Below are 18,141 nucleotides of genomic sequence, written 5' to 3'. Positions count from 1 at the left end.
GAATTGAACACTCCTTATCGGTGAATATCAAGCTTTATTAACTGATACTCGCGTTTTCCTAAATAACCTCTACCATGACGTGGTTGACCTGATTCATGTGCAATTACAGTGAAAATCCCCTTATTTATACCATTTGTAATATAATAATCAACAAACCGGGAAAGCCCTTTATCCCAAGAAGGGTAATGTTTTATTAAAACTTGTTCTAAAGCTGGTTCAAGGGGGAAAAAGCCGCGAGCATCAGAGAGAAAATGAATGGTTTCTTTTAATGTATGTACTTCATCTACTGAATCAGTTGGAGTAATAGTAAATAACGAACTTAAATCATCTATATCATTAGTGACTTTTTCTTTATTTAAAATTACTTTTCCTCCTTCATCTCTAATGAACCAATCTAGATATTCAAACAACTGCATAGGAGCGCGCATAAATGCTGTAAGATTTGTTATTGCAGGTCCTTTTCCTCCAGAGCCAATAAAAGACCAACCTTCTTCCAACTCAACTTCTTTCTCAAGAAGAAGGTTCATCCACTCATTACCTAATGCTTCCACTTTGAATTTTCCTAATAAATGATTCATATCATTTTTTTGGGGATTGCTTGCATAAGGAAAATATGAAGCACCGTCGATATCTAGCCGCCACCTACCAATAAAATCCAACGTTGAACCATTAGTTTCAAAATATCCACCATTTAGAAGCAAATGAATAACCACTCTAACTCTTGGTGAGAAACGTAGTAATTGCCTTGCTAACAAGACTTCCCACCCATCATCATTTTCATATGAAGTTAAAAATTTTTTTGCATCTTCAGTAAGTTGTAAATGACCATCAATTCGTTCAAGAAAGAAGACACCTTTAATTTCAAATTGAGCAGTTTGTTTAAAGTATTCATAACCTAATAATCCAAACAATTCTTTTGAACGATCAAGTTTTTTGTCTTTTTCGACTACATCTTTATTTAAGTAAAATGAAGCAATTTCTTTCATTGACTTTGCTTCTGTTTTCTCTGGTATGCGAGATAAATACTCACACCATAGTTCAAAGTTGCCCGGTTCAATCCAAAAGCGTTCAATTGAAAGGCGAATATCGTTCATCTTTTTTCCCTCAATTCGTCAACCCATTGCTCCAACCTTTCACGTAACTGTTTACTCTCAGCAATAAGAGGTATAAATAAACGAGTATGATAAATGACATCTTCTATTGTTGTTGGTAAACGGTATTCTTCGTCTACAACCGTAAGTAATTTGCGTTCAACAAGATTATGAAAAATAGTATGGAGATTACATAGTTCATTAGGAAACAGTAGATATTGACTCACTTTGCAGAATTCAGTCGCAAATTCATCGAAGCTTCCATATCGAAACTCCTGATGATTACTTGCTGTTAATAACACATCAACACCATCCCCAGCCACTTGATAGCGAATAGCCTGTAAGCCTTGTGCTTCAAAATTCTCTCGTACAATACAACAAAGGAATACAAATAACTTCCAAGGGTATGTAAAGACATGCTGAAATTGTGGCTGATCAATCTTACGTTCTGGGATAGAAGGCACTAGTGTATACAATGGTCTTTCCTTCAAAGGAACAAGTGACAAACCATTAGAAATTTTCCTCCCCTTTTTCCACTGATCATCTATCTTCTTGCCGAGGTCAATATCTTCTATCACCTTTTCCTGCTTATATGCTTGAACATGCTTCAAATAAAACATTACACGTTGATAATGTGGAGGACCATCAAAGATAAAGCGATTGAGATTTTGATATTGTTCTTCATTTTGTTTTAATCGACTCTCTAATCGCGCAGTTGAAAAACCACTATCTTCTTTAATTTCTGATAAAACAGAAACAGCATAAGACGAAAGCTTAAGTAAGCTACTTACAAAAGTTTCAATGTCTTCCAAATATTCCGTTTCTCTCATTTTTAAAGCAGTTAAAAGGGCAACTTCCACTAAATACTTTTGGTAATTTTCATTAAAACAGAAGAGGGATAGTATATGATCTTGTTCAGATTGGAATTGTTGACCATAAGTAATCCAATTGTTTGTAATAATGTATCGTTCATGTTTCTGGTCAAATAAATATTGGCCTTTTAGAAAAGATATTGAATCATGGTATTCTACTTCACCATATTCATATAGTTTTTTAAGCAAATGATAGCCTTTCTTCACATTCAAAAAACACCCCTCCCTTACAAAAAAATTTAATATTCTAGATTGATTAGTGTTTCATCCCATGTATCCTCAATTAAATACTCAATATCATTTTTAGCTTGTTGTATTAACTCTTTCGATTGATAGTACAAATCTTTTATATTTCTTACTAGTAAGCCTATTTCTTGTTGTTTATGATATTTTATTTTAGGAACTACAATTTCTACAATATTTTGCTGGCTAATTCCTTTCATAGTACTTCCTGTCGCAAATTGTAAAAATTGTTTTTGTCCATACCGACTATTTAAAAAATATGCAAGGTAATCCGCATCCCAACCACTTTTCAGTCTCACTTTAAAAACTTCACTACTAATAATTCCATTCGTATCTCTAGTTTGTACCCCCATTGATATTCCAAAGCTTCCCTTACGAGTTATTAGTAAGTCTCCTTCTTTAATCCTTTGTTTGGCATTAATGCTATCAATAGATATATCAACAAAATCAACTGACCCTTCTTTAACTCCGAACATATCGATGGCTGCTACTTTATAATAAGCAGTAGCATTATCCCTATAATTTCTAATATCCACTCCATTAACAATGTATTCAAAACAATCATCGAAGTTTACGTAGCTATTCAGCGAACGAATCGTATTTTGATTTTCTACATAATCACTTTTATAGACCTCGGCACCTAATAAGTTCGTGATATTCCTTGTCTCTACAAACATCCCCCATTCATTTGTTGAATTTTCAATAGAATCTTGAGATGTATCCTTTTCTCGATCTAACAATGTATAATCGTAAAACATCTCCTTAACTTCTGTTCTTAACCTTTTTGCTTCTTCACGTAATTGTTCTGCTTTACGAACTTTATTACCTATGTAGTTCTGGATATCTAAAGAAGGAATAGGAAGTTTTAACCTTTTTAATTCTGCAATTGTAAGTCTATTCCTTGTACTTCCATAAGAAGACCTTAAAATGTATTCTCTTCCACTTTTAGAATTCATAAAAACACTTATAAAATAGGGATCAATAATATTAGATGGTTCTTTTAAAATCCCCACATCAGCACTAATATTTCCATAAGAGATGTTTTCGCCAATTACACAACTTTTCCCAGTTCCAACGCCTGTTTTAACAATCAATAAACTATTAGGGCTTAACCTTGCCCTTTTTAAACTTTCCTCATATTTTTCTGTAATAAATAAGTGAGTTTCGCTATTAAACCCTTCTTCTTGGACATTAATAGCAGTATAAAAGGGAACTCCTTCATCAACATAGTCTCTCTTACCATGATCACCATCCGTAATTACCTTAAATAAATTCTCTGCATAGTCAACCTTAAATTTACCTTCAATCTTAGTAACCAGATCCATAATATTTGTTTTATAAAAAATCGGATCTATTCTATCTATGTCAATAAAACTTTCATTCACCCAGACAATGGATGGGTTATCTGACATAATTTTGTTCATCATTTGCAATCTAACCTCCCATCAGCACTTTAAATTTAATTTATTTCTTATACGCATCTATAATTTTCAACAAATCATTACGGTCATTACCTAACTGCACTTCAACTTTATTTTTAACATCAAATCCAATTTCATTAGCCACAGCCATGAATACAGGACCTTGCTTTTCGTTTTCATGTTCTTTTTTCTTGATATATAGGAAAGATGTTTTTGCCCCTGTACCAGATAACTGGAATGTCACGGCTGGAAGTGATACAACCGCTTTAACTATTGCTCTTCCACCCTCAAATTCACCTGTTACTTCATTTTTCTTACCCATTAAATATTCGCGCACATGTTTATAACTTGAGTTACTTAAAGTTCCATCTGGAAGAACAATAATTAATTGCCCGCCGGGCTTTAGTAATTGCAAATTACGGTCAATGAACAATACTGCTTGGTCTGTTGAATTAACTTCCTTCCAAACACCCTTTGCATTTGGCTTTGACCCTAAGCAGAGACCATTTTTTTTCGGTTTTCCTGTTTCATCAATTCCATTACTAAACCGTTTAATGATTTCTTTTCCTTCATCTGTTTTATTAGAAACTGACCCAGATCCAAATGGTGGGTTTGTTACAATTAAATCGAAGCTTTCAGATTTTAATGAGTCAGTCATTAATGAGTCAGTTACCCAAAAAATTGGAGCTTTAGGTAATCCATGCATCGCCATATTCAATCGAGCTTTTAATACCATGTTACGCGTCTTATCTGCTCCAACAAAACTATGTTCCTTCATAAGGTCAAAATGTTTTTCCATTTTTTCTTTCATCGTTCCTGTAAACTGTGATAGCATATATTTTTTAACACCTTCATAGCCTTTTATTAAGAATCCACCTGATCCACAAGTTATGTCGCCCATTCTAAATGTTGGTAACCCTTTTTCATCAGCTGTAATTAGTTTTGAAGCATCTTTTGGGTTAGATGTTAAATCATGCATAACCATTTCAATCATTGATTCAGTTACTTGTCTTGGTGTTAAGTATGTAGCTTGACCAATTTTATTGTCATATTTACCACGCATTAAAACATCGAATAGTCGCCCTAAAATATCCGCACTTACATTTTTCAATGTGGCTTTTACTTGGTTTCCATTTTCATCTTCAAAATCATCTAGTTCCTGAAACGTTTCAAAAGCCGCAATGAAGTTAGCGGGATTTTCTAATCGAATATATTCATCCTCACTGAAGATAAAACATTCTTCACCTAGATCATTGACTGCTACATAATCCTCATGATTTTTTATTTCCTTAAAGGCATCACGGATTTGTCTAACAGCTTCCTTTCCATTATCTTTTATGTATTGGTGCTTTAAAATTTCAAAAATACTGACACCTGAGTTTTTTCCTTTTTTTAATACATAGTCTGGATGATATAAGCGGAAAGTCTCCATAAAAAGTAATTTACTTAATTCATCTATGGCTTCGTTTGTACTGCTGATATTATCCGCCCCACCCGGTCCATATAAGCGCTCATGCAAATCATCAAACCGTTTTTGAAGAGTAGAGTACATCTTTCTTGACCATTCTTCTTGTTTAGAAATTTGTCGTTTTTCTTTTTTAGTTACATCAATAACAGCCGGTATTTCTGCCAGTGGATTAGACTCAATACAGTCGGCGTAATAATTCACTTCACCATTTGTTGCCCAAATGAAATCCGGAGCTTCTTCATGATATTGAGCCTCTATTAAAGCAGCATCCTGTACTTCAAAAGATAAATCTGCTCCTTTGTCAAATACCTTTACATAAACAGTTTTTTCATCACCAGTAGCTAAGAAAATCGTTGTTCCATCTTCTTCATGTATTTCCGGTTCAGAAAATGCACTATACCCCTTCATCATGAGTTGTTCTTTTAATTCTTCAATTAATGCTTGCATTAATGATTCCTCCCTATTTTCGCTTCACTCGGATTATATTTTCTCTAGGTGATTCATAACGTCTTGTACTAACAGCCACTTCAATTACCTCATTATGAGGCACAATCATATCACTTGGTAACTGTTCAATAATATTTGGGTCAATCTTAGTCATCGGGCGTTTTTCTAATGCTTTTTCAATAGCCGCTAATATGGTATGGCGACGGTCATCTACCTTAACAGCCCATTTACCTGATTTTGTTTCATATATAGTAGGATCAAGCAAGTTATATAATTTTACTTGGTCCTCATTCCAATTCAATCCATGCTCTTTTGCAATATTTACTAGTTGTTCTGTTGTTTTTGGTGTGGTTAGGTATTCATGAAATATCAAGATGATCACCTCCTTGATAACGGTCTAAGATACTATCAATTTCTATTACTTTTTTATTTGGTAACCTCGGAACAAGAATTTGTTTCAAGTCATGTATTGATAGAAATGGCTGTATTCCGCCTCTACTCTTGATTCGCAACTGTAAACGTACAAATGGATGGGTTAGGCACCAAAGTATATATCGTTTCGGTAAATAATAAGTCCTTAAAACTACAAATACATTTGACGCTATGGAATTTGCGAAATAGTTTGGAACGATTGCAAGTGGTTGCTCCTTTTCACCAATCTTCGTACCGATAACTCCTAACAATATATCCCCTGCTTTTAATTCATAGCGCGCTCGGCTCCTAACCGTTTTATAAGGAACTTTATCAGTTGTCCGAATTATCCATTTTTCACGATTCAAATTCTTTATACCGATATACGAGATAGTTTGATCTTTATACTCAGAAGGACTTATTGTTCTATCAACAATTTCAACAACCTCATTTAGTTGTACCCATTCCTCAATTTTTAATCTTTCTATGAAATCCTTATGTAACCTTGTTTTACGTTGTTGGTAGTATAGAAAATCTAATCTATCTGGGGACAAGTCTTCAGATACCCATATTGGATTTGGTTGAAAGACTTCTAAATAACGACTTTTGTCAACGTTATAAAAGCTTTCTAGCTGCTTTTTATAATTCACTTGTTCCGAATCTAGGGTCTTAGATGTATTAGTAAATTGCTCATCTAACGGAATTAACATTTTACCTATTTCCTTAATAGAAATTTTCGGTATAACCGAGGGAGTAACTGCCAGTTTTAATGAAAGTTGACCTAATTCAGTATTTAAAAAATTAAAAATTATGTCTTTTGCTTTCAAGTTTTTCGGTCTTAACCTCAATAAATCCGGACTGATGATAGCACCTTCGACTTCCTCACCAACAATAGCCACCTTCGGAATAGCAGCTACCTTAGAAATGAGTATATCGCCTTTTTTGATAATAGCTTTCGATTCAACACCTAAGTAATTCGTTAAATAAGATACATTAGTCAATTGGATTTCTTTGTTATTTATGTTTGAAATTTTAATGTATGGTATCCCCTCATTAGAAAAATCTTTAGCATTACGAGTACCATCAGATATGCCTTCACATAGGTCTGAAAGTTGAACTGAATTAACACTCCCTATATGATTATATATTTTCTCTTTTATTTCATAGTAATGAGGATCTAATCTATCGTTATTTATGTTTAAAGGCTCTATGTATTGAAATATAGAACTCACCACACTTTTTATTATTAATTTGTTGCTACCACCTCTAACTTACACCATTTTTACATATGTTGTAAACAAGAGAATGTTTAATTGTTCATTCCGTTCTCTTTTTCACAATAGTAAACTGTTATAAGAACCAAGTAGAGTATTTAAACAAGTTTATATAGTTAACAATGGAACTTCACTCTATAACTTAGAAGAGAAGTTCCACAGTCGGTTTTTTAATCATCGTACCCAGGAATAACAGTGCTAGAAATAAGTTTGTTAATGACTGATAAAGGTAACTAAAATATATTGTTTAAATCAAAAAAAAGATGCTGGGACATAACTAAATCCACTCACTCTAAAGACGGACAACCTCTATCCTATTAGGATTACTTTTAACATCGCTGCCCGATTTCCGTGCAAGAGCTAGAAACTCCTAAACACCTGGATAAAGCTATATCAATAAATACAAAAAATCCGAACGAGTTAGATTTCTACTAAACTACTCTTTCGGATTTCGTTTGTCTGAAACCATTTTTGTCTCAGCCTCATTTTTTTGCACCTATTTTAAATCGTATCCTTTAAAAACCTCCTTAACATGCCAACGCAAAAAAGAATGATCTGGATAATAATACGATTGAATAGGCTCACGAACCACCTGACCATTATACCCCATCAACCACTCTTCAAACCCATGAGTCCCATGAGCATCCTGAGACACCACCATTTTCCGTTCAGGAGTCAAAGTAAATACTCCCCTGTCAAACAACTTATGGTGCAAAGAACACAAAGCTATTCCATTTTCTTCACTATCCGGACCACCGGCTTGATGCCATTTAATATGAGCCGCTTCGACTCCCACGAGTGTATGGGCTAGTCTTACATTAAAACCGCAAACGGCACAACTGTACCCGTAAGCCCTTAAAATCTTTTCCCTGAATTTCGGATCCCTCTTCTTTTTCGTATAAACTGTGAAGTCCAGTCCAACCGCATCTAAGATATCTTGGTGGATCGTTTCTGGAAAGTGACTGTCTAATATAATATGAGCAATCTCTAGGACCAGCCTGGGGTCATTTTTTAGAAGCTGAAATACTTCCGGGGTGAACCCCCCAGCAACTTCATCTTCCAGTAATTGCCGATTACTCGGACTTTTTGCATTTGCCTCTTTATCCAGAAGCCATATCCCATCCCTTTTTAAACGTACAAAGGGTTCTTCGGGATGATAAGATTTCCTGAGCGGTCCGAATTCCCTCAGCAGTTCTGTCAGCTTCTCCCTTGTAACCTCATAACTTAAGAATCTGGGTTTATCTGCTTGTAGCTGCCCCAAAGCAAACAAGATTAACAGTGGCTTATGGGGAGCTCTCTGGTCACCTTTCTTCCATATGGACAGGTTATTAATTCTTTCCTTTAACTCAAAGCTGTTCATCATTTTCCACCACTCATAGAGATTTATTTCTTTCTATATAATAGGTAAGTTGGAACTTCCAATGAATCAATCCTTTACCTCAATCAGGAACATCTTACCCTTAAATCCCCCACGCTTCTCAGCCTTATCTTTCCTCACTGCTTCTATTTCTTCATACGTAGATCCATGCTGCTTAGCCAAAGCCCTAATAACCTCCAGCAAATCAGCAAGCTCTTCCACAGCTTCTCCATCCGTTTCAGCCGCACAGTATTCATCAAGTTCCTCATAAGCTTTTTCTTTTAAGTACTTTATGTAGTCTTCATCGTTAAGGATCTTTGTTGAAAACTCCTTACCTTTACTTTCAATGATCTGTGGGATTTTATCCCGTACTAACTTGTTGTAGGTCGGCATGTTGGTGACCTCCTATGGATTATATTATCTATATTTTAACATTTATATGGAGTCCATAGAGGAAAGATGGGCACATCAGTTACTTTCTTACCAATTCTCAATCCCTATGAGGCATCTGAATATAGAAATCCCTTTGAAATAACCAGTGACAAAAATAAATTTAATATATTTTACATAATTTGTAATAACCCTACTTATTGTTCGTGGTACATGGATTTCCCCAATTTGATAATGGTTCTAAAAAGGGGAGAATCCTTTGGTAAAAGAAGATAATAAACCTTTTGCGGAATTACTGGGGAAACTACTGAGAAGAAGAAGAATTGAAATGGATATGACCCAGGCTGAGTTTGCCTGGATCACTAAAATGTCTGAAGAAGGCTACGGAAGGATCGAGAGAGGAGAAAGTATTCCAACCTCACTAACACTAAGCAGAATACATAATAATACTGGAATTAGTATTGACCGGATTTTTCAGGAAATTGATAGAATAAAAAAAGCAAATAAGCCAAAAGAGTGACTTGGTAGTTAATTGGGGGGATTACCATCAAGAAACAAGAATTGATTCTATTAAAAGGGAAGCACACATATAATTTTATGATTGTTGGGTTTTCCCGTGAGCATGATTATGGGGAGATATATTTTACAGATCATAATAGGAGGACTTCCGTTTATAGGGGTTCGGATGTGAAGGAAGTTATAAAGTTAGCTAAGAGAGAAAGCCGCAACTTACGTCGGGAGTAAGCTGCGGCTTTGTTATTCTATTTATAAGGTGCTTATTTTCATTCCAAGACGCTCTTTCAAATCCTCTACCGTTAAATACACTCCATCCTCTTTTCTATGAAGCATCGCATGACAATTCGGACATACAGGAATAAGATCTTCTTTCGGTTTCACGTGATAGCCCTTCTGAATTTCATGTAGGGGTTTAATATGGTGTACGTGAATGAACTCTTTCCCCACTTCCCCATATGTATCTTCAAAGTTCATCTTACATACCTGGCATTCGGCACCATAATGATTGATGCATTGCTTACGAGAAAGTGGATTGCGTTCATATGAATTAACCGTAATCGTTCTCTGCTCCCCTTCCCACATTTCCGGCACTTCATCAGGGTAGATTTCAGCAGACAAATCCTCCTGAAAGAACGACATGATGTAGTCACGGAGCTCATCGGTAAGTTTCATGGAGCCCTGGATATTCCCTTTCAACCCATGCTCCCTTAATTGATAAAGTGATAAACCATCCGTATCAACCACATCCACCAAGCGGACACGCGTCTTGTCTCCACCAATGGATTGATCATACTTCTCTTGATCTACCCAAAACGACTGATCATAAATGGTATCATCCGTTTGAACCAATCCCTCTATAACTTCCACCTTATACCTGACCTTTTTGACACTACCTGAAACATACAAAAATAAAATATCACCATTTTCATAGTTGAAGGAACGTTTCCAGTCCAGCGCTTCATAATGGGTGAAGGCCCTCTCTAAGTCATATTCATTTGGATTCGCCGGTACCAGCCAAATACGGCGGGCATTTTTATGGTCTCTATCTTCTAATTCCTGGCGACGATTAGCAGCGATCTCTAGTGGTGTTATAAAACGATATTCGTCCCTTTTGAAATGGTAGGGAATATTGTACACATATCCTCTCTCGATGGGATCATAGCATTTTGTCTTCTTTATATTGAGATAATCAGCAAGGTAGCCTGCAGCTTCTTGAATATTGGTAGCTTCGTATAATAATTGCTCATTTTTCCTGATGGTAATGGGAGTTGGCATTGGTTGCCTCCTTAATTATTCTGAACTTAATAGCGGTTAAAATTTCCATATATATGTACGATACTAAGTATATCAAACCACCAAGGAGAAATTCATGCTATTATTTTTAAACTTTTTAAAGAAGAAAAAAAGTGAACCCAAACCAAAACAAGCTACTATTAACGCACCAACAAATCCCACAAGAACCAATGAACAAATCGCCACAAGAAAAGGCGAACTAGGAGAATACAAAATTGATATCCAACTAGATCAACTGCCCAAGTCTTACCGCCACCTAAGCGATCTCCTTATACCCAATCCAATAGCGAAGTTCGGCTATTCTCAAATAGACCATGTGGTGATCACTCCGTACGCGATCTTTACTATTGAAACGAAAAACTATCAGGGGACCATCTATGGTGGGAAAGATCGGAACACGTGGCTGGTCAATGGAAAGTTCAAAATGATGAACCCTTTTGTACAAAACTATGGTCACATTAAAGCACTTTCTTCATTAATTGATGAGAAGTACCATGATAGTTTTGTATCGATGGTTTCTTTTACAAAGCGATCTACTTTTAAAGTGGATTCGGATTATCGTAAGATCGCTTCTAATGAATTGATTGTGTATGACATTGAGTTGTCCGAGTTTATTCACCGGAAGTTGTCGGTGTTGAAAATCCAGCATAAAGAACCTCTTTTAAATGAAAGTGAGATCTCAACCATCTACCATACATTTTTAGAGGCAAATATTCCAGACCTCCACATTAGAGAAGAACATAAGCATGCATTAGATGAAAAGGCTAGCTCTGGTGGTACTTGTACGATTTGCAACAAGCCTGTGTCTGAGAAAGTTAGGGGGTATTGTTTATCGAATCGTGCTTTTAAAGGGAAGATTTATTGTTATGAGCATCAGAAGAATGTTGGAAAGTAGACAAAGCCAAGGGACATACCCCTCTCCTCCCATAAGTCTTAAGACCTACACCAAAGTCCACCTCAGGCTCATTATCAACAATGGCTTCACTCTATAAACTTAGTATATACGGTATAAATGAATGAGGAGAGTGGAGAAAATGGCAATGAATGTTTATTTAATTCATGGTTTAATGGGGACGGGAGAAATACATTTTAAGGAGCAATTAGGTCCTTTACGAGAGGAATTCACTGTAATTCCAATTGATTTACCGGGACACGGTCAGAATAGCCGAGATGCTGATGATCCCTTTTTCGAGCAAACACTTGAATGGCTTATAAGTGAACTCAGGAAAAGAGAGCCTGGTATCTTGATTGGACTTTCGATGGGAGCAAGTTTTGCCCTGCATGCAGCAATCAGATATCCCGAATTGACAAAAGGAATTGTCCTGACAGGCTATGTTCCAAGCATCCCCGAAGACATGCACGCCATCATGGAAAGACAATATCATTTTTTACATAACATCAAAGCAGAAGCACCTGAAGTAGCGAAAGACTATCTTCTTCTCCATGGCCCACGTTGGGATACCACGTTACACAAGGTGGTGAAGTGCTTTACTTATCATTATCCGGCAGTATCTGATGACCAAATAAAGAAGTTAACTATCCCTACATTACTCATAAATGGTGGAAACGAAAAACATGAAGTGGATTCGGTCCACCATCTATCATCGTTGAACAACCTTATCACACCAAGAATCATTCCAAATTGCGGACACTTAGCCAACATGGAAAATCCATTGATGTTTAATCGAATGACCCTGGAGTTTATTAGTAGTATTGCGGAGGTGAACTAGAGGGGCAGGTCCCTTGGCTATAAGTGTGTTTGAAACCACAAATTAAAAAACACTTGCTTCCATAAGACAAGCAAGTGTTTTGTTAGATTAAATCAGGATATTGGACCCTTTTACTGAACTGGTCCCATAAATTCAGTAATCACAAGAATATGTTCCTTCAATTTCACTTTGCTTAAGTTTTCTACTTTTTCATTTCCACCTAACCCTAGTAAAGGAGTATATCCAAAACACTCATCATAGTCAGGGACACTGTATGTTCTAATCGCATCGGGATAAGGCTGCCAAGATAAATCTTCATCTTGAAATTCCGGATCATTGATATTCTGAAAGAAGAATTCAAAAGTAAACATAATGGTCTTAACTGCACCATATCTGTAGTTAATCAGTCTAACATAACCATCTGACCAGATGACTAAATCTCCCATACCAGTAGCAAACAACACTACTGAATTCTGATATCTTTGGCTACTTTCTACCAGAATCTCATTAAATTCGTCTGGATTTACACTTTTCATATATCCTTGCATGAATGTACCAAATCCATAATTTCTCCAGAATTCTATCATCTCTTTAGGAACCTGGTTTCTATATTTCTCAATAATTTCATTGGGAACGTTAGTATTCAACTTAAAATCTTCTAAATATTGTTCCATATAGTTCCCCTTATTCATTTCATAATTAGATAGCTATTTTTCAATGTCCTCGAATAAATTATCTAAGAATTGAATCACTTAGTTCGGAAGCATGTTTTAAAAGAAGCTACTTTCCAAATGTCCAACACCTGTAAAGAAATTTTCATTCGTACCTTATAGAAGTAATAAATTCAAAAGCACCCATTGAGGTAATTAATTCGTTATAATCAAAATCATATAAAAGAATGACAGCATTATATGATTTTTTGAAATTTCTTTCTCCCTTCATTTGCGGGACGATTATTTCCTCATAGGAACACCCGGTTAATAATGTAACCATATTACTTGAACGACTTTTATAGACAGCTTTTTCTAACTTATCTTCATCCATTTCGTCCATATCAATATTAAAATCATTATAGAATTTCGATGGGACAGACTCTCCATCCTCATCATATGTTACATTTACATACTCTTCGATCGCGTCTTGTCCATCCATATTGCCTAACCAAATAGAAACCCAGCCTTGTTTTTCCAATTTAGTATCCTCCTTAATCCCGACTTAATGGAAAGAGACCAAATCACATTTATCAATTATCATTTTAATAGATTCTTTTATCAACATTCCCTTTTAATGTAGGAAGATTAATTCCTCTTTGGATTTCTAGATACTACAGGAATTTCACCTATGCTGCCCTCGCTTAGAAACCCTCCTCCCAGGCATCTTTAGCATCTAATAATCTATTCGATAAAAATTCATAAAAATGATCAGCGGTGTTGTAGTCATCAAGTCCGCCATTCCGATTCCAAGCTATGACTGGACACTCACCATTTTCCATATTGGCTGCATTTAAACAATAGGCATACTCATCCATGCTTTCAATAACGATTAAATCTTCACTCATTCCCAGATCCCGATACCTTTTCGTTTCAATCACAACAGTAGGAGTATAAGATTTGGCAACTCCTAAAATATTCACACCATATAATCCACCAGAACCAAAGTTAGTTAAAAACCACTTATAACTTTCTGGCAGTTTTAACTTTAAGGTATCTTGTACATGATCGATCTGTCTTTCCTCTACTCCTCCTGTGAAATCATCAGGCTCCATATGATCTTGAATAAAATGGGTTAATTCCTGTTTATTTATTTTGAATGCCTCCTTTAGTTTCAATGGGATATATACATGTCGTTCCTTTAAACTAATAAATTCAATCATTTAAATGGCAACGTCCTGGTAACCAACTTCTGTTACCTTTTCATTTAACAAACGCAGTCCTACTCCATTTTCGATATCCCACGTACAGGTAAATGTGATTCCAATATGCCTTTCGGCAGAAATATCTGCGTACGGAACAACAATTCCGTCCAATCTCACCATTTCAAGTAGTTGAGCAGCTTTCTCAACTTCAGGATAATATTCATTTACTAGCAAATTAAAACCCATGTCTTTTCTCTTTTGTACGTAATAGCTTGCTATGGAATGTAAGATATCGGGTGTATATCAGACCAACTTGTCAATAACGATTGGTATGCTTTATATTGCCCCTCCTCAAACTGACCATCCTCTTCACCATCTATCAAAAGGTTTATTTCAGCTTTAATCCCAAAGAAATCTAACGTGATGACTCTCGACCAACCAAAATCATATTCAAGTTCTCCGAAAATTGCATCTTTTATCATCATGCTTTACCTCCTATCTGCAAATTGGCAAAGGCTCCTAGTTCAAAGCTTGTAGCCAAAGGAAAAAGAAGCACGAAATCAGTTGCCATCATTCCGGTTATACATGCCTGATTCCCTCTCATATTTCTGCATTCTCTCCACTTTATCTAAATCTACCTCTTCATTCTTTAAGGATTTATACTCAAAGTATTCTATTCTATCTGTCGGACCAAACTCGCTTTTATGCCAATTTGTATAATCAAAATGCACATTCAACTTACCTGCATCATTGACTAATAGAGTGACTGAAAACCAAGGTTCTTGGTTGTTTTCAATAAAGATTTTTTGAAGCTCAACAGATAATTCAAATAATCGATTTAATTCCTTGTTGTACACCTTCTTATCCACACTGTATAACTCCGGAATTTCATGCGAATAAATCTGGTGCTTTTCATCTCTAGGATTAAAAAAGAAGAAGACCCCTCCTGATTCATCTGTCACTTCTCCATTAAAACTAAAACTCTCCCATTCTGTTGGGATCATATCAGTAATTTGCTGAGCAATTTGTGTGTATAAACGATTTAGTTCTAATTCAAAACTCATGAATTGCAACCTCCTGGATTAAATGCCATCATGGTATAGATGATGCCTTTCAAAAATCCTAAACAGGGTGATCAATGTGTCGACGAGATTGCTGACGAGATCGTTCATTGCAAAAATGCTTTCTCCATGTTCCAAAGAAACTCTAATATAATGCAGTAAGTCCCCCGTCATACTAATGCATTAGTATGACGGGGGACTTACCCTAAATTCATGTCCATTAAAATGTCATCTCGCATAAGCTTGCACTTCACATTCTTTTCTATCATTGCACCTAGTACTCTAAGATGAGACAACGATCATAGAGTATTTATTCTCAAACACCTTATGTCTATAACTCTAGTAAAGATCAATTTTGTGTATTAATATATTCTCTAATTAGTTCCACATCCCTTTCTCTCTTTTCATCAGGGGATATTCCTAACTTTTTATACTTCCATATTATTAATCTTTCATAATGATTATGACCATTTTCATTCTCTAGTAAAGTATAATCAAATTCAATATCAAACTTACCAGTGGAATATAACTCAAATGTTAAGTTAGTCCAAGGTTCCTGTTTATTTCTTTTAAATTCTTCCCATAACTCTCTAAAGATACTGTCAAGAATATCTAATTGACGATCAGTCTCATCTTCGTCAATCCCTTCCATATCTTCAATATCTAAACTGTATATCGGTTCCTGCTTATTTTTTGGATAGTAGAAAAATACCGTCGAATCACTATATTCAGATACTTCTGAATAAACCATTATTTTTTCCCATGGTTCTGGAATAATACTGTTTAACTGTATAGCTACTTTTTGATAAATACTTTCCAGGTTCTCTGTATTCATTTACTTTCCTCCATATAAATTTTTTAAACTAGCTTTAAATTTTTCTCCATCAATTCTATATTTTATGTTAAAGCGAACCGGCCTCACAGAATTCCCTTCATATACAGGTCTAATATCAACTATAACTTCCCGCTTATCTCTTAAGGCTTTTGCCCAAGCAGATTCCAATTTTTTATAAGCACTTACATTAACATTTCCATTCATTGCAACTATATTATCAATAAGCGGAGATCCATTAAATTGCGTACCGATTAAATGTCCGCCATGATCTCCTTGAGTACTCGGAGCTTTAACTCGGTCTTCCTCTCCAGCAGCTAACTGATGCTTACTATTACGTTCTCCCATCTCTAACGTTAATTCTCCAGAAGCTTTCTCAATTCTACCTAGGTCATCTGTTTGATATCGATATCCATTCGTTTCATATTTTACATTAGGTTTCAATTTAAATTCATCTAAAAAGTGACTACCATCTTTAACTACATCATCGACAGCCGTACTAGTATTAACCGTACCCTTAGTCTCAACCCGTCGAACCTCACTCTTCCCAGAAACCACCACATGCCCATCCTCATTCAACAACACCTTCCCCATCCTCGAGAAAGTCTCCGACTGAGTCACCCCCGAAATCGGACCGGCAACCACCTTTTGATACGTCTTCTCCATCACCGATCTCACTTTCTTCGGATTTAAGACGTTTTTTGTTTTCCTGAATAGCTCTTGAAGATGTCCGGAAAAAGCGTTCAGTCCCAGTGCCCTTTTTCCGGTTCGGGAAGAAAGTAGCTGATGGGCGGTGTCCTCCACTTTTCCGAAGGTGCTTTTGACTCCGTTGTGAATGAAGGATTTAATTTTGGCTGTCGTCATAACATTGTAGGGAACGTCGGTCTTGGAGCTCATTTTGCCGGCTTTGCCCATCTTGCCGACTTTGTCTACACCTTTCGCTCCGAAAATGGACGCGGCGATGTATGTTCCCGCGTAGGAAAAGTATCTCGCCCGGCTTCGCACGTCTCCGTTGACGACTTCTTCTTCAAAGGATTGTTTCAGGTCCTTCCATATGTACTTCGCCGTGTCGATGGGGTGAAGGACGGTATGAATGATGCCTTTGAAGAATCCGACGGGATCGGTGAACAGGGCGATCAGCGTGTCGACGAGATCGCTGACGATATCCACAATCGCAAACAGGGCTCCTTCCACGGTCCCAAGAAACTCGGATACTTTATTTTTGGCCATGACCGAGGCAAACTCGGATAGTTTGGATAAAAACGATGAGTCTTCCTGATGAGCCTTCTTCTCTATTATATCAAGCTTTCCTTTTTGAAAAACAGTTTGGAGCCGAGCGATTTGCTGCGTCATGGAGTGTACCTGTTCTTCGAGGGGCGCAAGGGAAGCCGTTTGAGTATGGTCAAACTCATGCAGCTTTCGGAGGCTGCGTTCTTTTTCCTCCTGGGCATGGGTCACCTGCTGTAAAAACGACCAGTCCTGGATTCTTGGCACCGATACGATGTCTGATACACTTCTGATGGTAGCATTGGCTTCACCTGTCATTTCCACCGTTGTCCGCCGTGCACGGTGAAGACCTTCTTCCACTTCGTTGTCCAGAAAGCTCTGCCTCATGAACCCGTCAGGCGAAGGCTCCACGTGATCAAGTGCCTCCTTCATCTGCCGAATGACGGATTGATAGTCGGATAAAAACAACTGGTATTGTTCCAGCATGGGGAGGTGCTGACTCCGGTAGAAATCCCGGATCGCATTCCCACCTTCCCCCTTAAACGCATCATCCAGATTCACCACGTCCTGAACGGCTCTTTCAATCTGTTGTACCTGATCTTTCTGAGAGGAAAGGGTTTCCTCTATCTCCTTTATTCCATGTTGAAAGCCGTCAACATCTAATATTTTCATAG

The 18,141-nt window shown here is 36.6% G+C and carries 18 protein-coding genes and 1 pseudogene; 3 read left to right on the top strand and 16 right to left on the bottom strand.

Features of this window, described 5'->3' with window-relative positions; translation table 11 throughout:
* Nucleotides 1–14: 14 nt before the first annotated feature.
* The 8 genes from P8596_RS04380 to P8596_RS04345 form a co-directional block, all read right to left on the bottom strand.
* On the bottom strand, nt 15–1,094 hold the full coding sequence (locus P8596_RS04380) for a hypothetical protein (RefSeq protein WP_279726088.1): 1,080 nt from the start codon (nt 1,092–1,094) through the stop codon (nt 15–17).
* Nucleotides 1,091–2,176 carry a hypothetical protein gene (locus tag P8596_RS04375; protein ID WP_279726087.1) on the bottom strand — a complete coding sequence of 362 codons (1,086 nt, stop codon included), beginning with the start codon at nt 2,174–2,176 and terminating at the stop codon, nt 1,091–1,093. Before P8596_RS04375 ends, P8596_RS04380 begins: the two co-directional genes overlap by 4 nt.
* Before the next feature lie 26 nt (nt 2,177–2,202).
* Nucleotides 2,203–3,633, bottom strand: a complete 1,431-nt coding sequence (locus P8596_RS04370) for a restriction endonuclease subunit S (RefSeq protein WP_279726085.1) — start codon at nt 3,631–3,633, stop codon at nt 2,203–2,205.
* 37 nt (nt 3,634–3,670) lie between these two features.
* Nucleotides 3,671–5,542 (bottom strand): HsdM family class I SAM-dependent methyltransferase, encoded by a 1,872-nt coding sequence (locus P8596_RS04365; RefSeq protein WP_279726083.1) that lies wholly within the window; start codon nt 5,540–5,542, stop codon nt 3,671–3,673.
* 13 nt (nt 5,543–5,555) lie between these two features.
* Nucleotides 5,556–5,915: a hypothetical protein gene (locus P8596_RS04360; protein WP_279726082.1), complete on the bottom strand. Its 360-nt coding sequence runs from the start codon at nt 5,913–5,915 to the stop codon at nt 5,556–5,558.
* Nucleotides 5,902–7,185 carry a restriction endonuclease subunit S gene (locus P8596_RS04355; RefSeq protein ID WP_279726081.1) on the bottom strand — a complete coding sequence of 428 codons (1,284 nt, stop codon included), beginning with the start codon at nt 7,183–7,185 and terminating at the stop codon, nt 5,902–5,904. Before P8596_RS04355 ends, P8596_RS04360 begins: the two co-directional genes overlap by 14 nt.
* 538 nt (nt 7,186–7,723) lie before the next feature.
* Nucleotides 7,724–8,587, bottom strand: coding sequence for a phosphorothioated DNA-binding restriction endonuclease (locus tag P8596_RS04350; RefSeq protein ID WP_279726961.1), 864 nt, complete (start codon nt 8,585–8,587; stop codon nt 7,724–7,726).
* A 66-nt stretch (nt 8,588–8,653) separates the two neighbouring features.
* A complete protein-coding gene (locus P8596_RS04345; protein WP_279726080.1) occupies nt 8,654–8,977 on the bottom strand; it encodes a nucleoside triphosphate pyrophosphohydrolase in 324 nt (107 codons plus the stop codon).
* A 256-nt stretch (nt 8,978–9,233) separates the two neighbouring features.
* Between P8596_RS04345 and P8596_RS04340 the strand changes: the two genes are divergently transcribed.
* Nucleotides 9,234–9,494, top strand: a complete 261-nt coding sequence (locus P8596_RS04340; protein ID WP_279726079.1) for a helix-turn-helix domain-containing protein — start codon at nt 9,234–9,236, stop codon at nt 9,492–9,494.
* Between the two features lie 245 nt (nt 9,495–9,739).
* On the opposite strand, the gene P8596_RS04335 is transcribed toward P8596_RS04340, so the two are convergent.
* Complete coding sequence (locus tag P8596_RS04335; protein WP_279726078.1) at nt 9,740–10,765, bottom strand: HNH endonuclease; 1,026 nt, start codon at nt 10,763–10,765, stop codon at nt 9,740–9,742.
* A gap of 94 nt (nt 10,766–10,859) precedes the next feature.
* Here P8596_RS04335 and P8596_RS04330 point away from each other — a divergent pair, with 94 nt between their 5' ends.
* Together P8596_RS04330 and P8596_RS04325 are read left to right on the top strand one after the other, a co-directional pair.
* Nucleotides 10,860–11,678: a nuclease-related domain-containing protein gene (locus tag P8596_RS04330; RefSeq protein WP_279726077.1), complete on the top strand. Its 819-nt coding sequence runs from the start codon at nt 10,860–10,862 to the stop codon at nt 11,676–11,678.
* A 139-nt stretch (nt 11,679–11,817) separates the two neighbouring features.
* Nucleotides 11,818–12,513, top strand: coding sequence for an alpha/beta fold hydrolase (locus P8596_RS04325; RefSeq protein WP_279726076.1), 696 nt, complete (start codon nt 11,818–11,820; stop codon nt 12,511–12,513).
* 110 nt (nt 12,514–12,623) lie between these two features.
* On the opposite strand, the gene P8596_RS04320 is transcribed toward P8596_RS04325, so the two are convergent.
* The 7 genes and pseudogenes from P8596_RS04320 to P8596_RS04290 form a co-directional block, all read right to left on the bottom strand.
* Nucleotides 12,624–13,166 (bottom strand): T6SS immunity protein Tdi1 domain-containing protein, encoded by a 543-nt coding sequence (locus P8596_RS04320; protein WP_279726075.1) that lies wholly within the window; start codon nt 13,164–13,166, stop codon nt 12,624–12,626.
* A gap of 142 nt (nt 13,167–13,308) precedes the next feature.
* Entirely contained in the window at nt 13,309–13,683 is a 375-nt protein-coding gene (locus P8596_RS04315) for an immunity 22 family protein (RefSeq protein ID WP_279726073.1), read from the bottom strand.
* A gap of 163 nt (nt 13,684–13,846) precedes the next feature.
* Entirely contained in the window at nt 13,847–14,296 is a 450-nt protein-coding gene (locus tag P8596_RS04310; protein ID WP_279726960.1) for an SMI1/KNR4 family protein, read from the bottom strand.
* A 69-nt stretch (nt 14,297–14,365) separates the two neighbouring features.
* Nucleotides 14,366–14,832 (bottom strand): annotated as a pseudogene (locus tag P8596_RS04305) (DUF6985 domain-containing protein).
* A gap of 75 nt (nt 14,833–14,907) precedes the next feature.
* Nucleotides 14,908–15,411: an immunity protein YezG family protein gene (locus tag P8596_RS04300; RefSeq protein ID WP_279726071.1), complete on the bottom strand. Its 504-nt coding sequence runs from the start codon at nt 15,409–15,411 to the stop codon at nt 14,908–14,910.
* Nucleotides 15,412–15,757: 346 nt separating this feature from the next.
* Nucleotides 15,758–16,243, bottom strand: coding sequence for an immunity protein YezG family protein (locus P8596_RS04295; protein WP_279726070.1), 486 nt, complete (start codon nt 16,241–16,243; stop codon nt 15,758–15,760).
* Nucleotides 16,244–18,139 carry a T7SS effector LXG polymorphic toxin gene (locus tag P8596_RS04290; protein WP_279726068.1) on the bottom strand — a complete coding sequence of 632 codons (1,896 nt, stop codon included), beginning with the start codon at nt 18,137–18,139 and terminating at the stop codon, nt 16,244–16,246.
* Nucleotides 18,140–18,141 lie beyond the last annotated feature (2 nt).

The organism is Rossellomorea sp. DA94, from assembly GCF_029834455.1.
In the GTDB taxonomy this organism is placed as follows: domain Bacteria; phylum Bacillota; class Bacilli; order Bacillales; family Bacillaceae_B; genus Rossellomorea; species Rossellomorea vietnamensis.
Note: the sequence above shows the minus strand (reverse complement) of the source record. Positions and strands in the feature narration are given on the sequence as shown.

Coding starts and splice junctions, on each gene's coding strand:
- P8596_RS04380 (WP_279726088.1), bottom strand. CDS start 1,094: ATGAACGATATTCGCCTTTCAATTGAACGCTTTTGGATTGAACCGGGC.
- P8596_RS04370 (WP_279726085.1), bottom strand. CDS start 3,633: ATGATGAACAAAATTATGTCAGATAACCCATCCATTGTCTGGGTGAAT.
- P8596_RS04365 (WP_279726083.1), bottom strand. CDS start 5,542: ATGCAAGCATTAATTGAAGAATTAAAAGAACAACTCATGATGAAGGGG.
- P8596_RS04350 (WP_279726961.1), bottom strand. CDS start 8,587: ATGAACAGCTTTGAGTTAAAGGAAAGAATTAATAACCTGTCCATATGG.
- P8596_RS04345 (WP_279726080.1), bottom strand. CDS start 8,977: ATGCCGACCTACAACAAGTTAGTACGGGATAAAATCCCACAGATCATT.
- P8596_RS04335 (WP_279726078.1), bottom strand. CDS start 10,765: ATGCCAACTCCCATTACCATCAGGAAAAATGAGCAATTATTATACGAA.
- P8596_RS04330 (WP_279726077.1), top strand. CDS start 10,860: ATGCTATTATTTTTAAACTTTTTAAAGAAGAAAAAAAGTGAACCCAAA.
- P8596_RS04325 (WP_279726076.1), top strand. CDS start 11,818: ATGGCAATGAATGTTTATTTAATTCATGGTTTAATGGGGACGGGAGAA.
- P8596_RS04320 (WP_279726075.1), bottom strand. CDS start 13,166: ATGGAACAATATTTAGAAGATTTTAAGTTGAATACTAACGTTCCCAAT.
- P8596_RS04300 (WP_279726071.1), bottom strand. CDS start 15,411: ATGAGTTTTGAATTAGAACTAAATCGTTTATACACACAAATTGCTCAG.
- P8596_RS04295 (WP_279726070.1), bottom strand. CDS start 16,243: ATGAATACAGAGAACCTGGAAAGTATTTATCAAAAAGTAGCTATACAG.
- P8596_RS04290 (WP_279726068.1), bottom strand. CDS start 18,139: ATGAAAATATTAGATGTTGACGGCTTTCAACATGGAATAAAGGAGATA.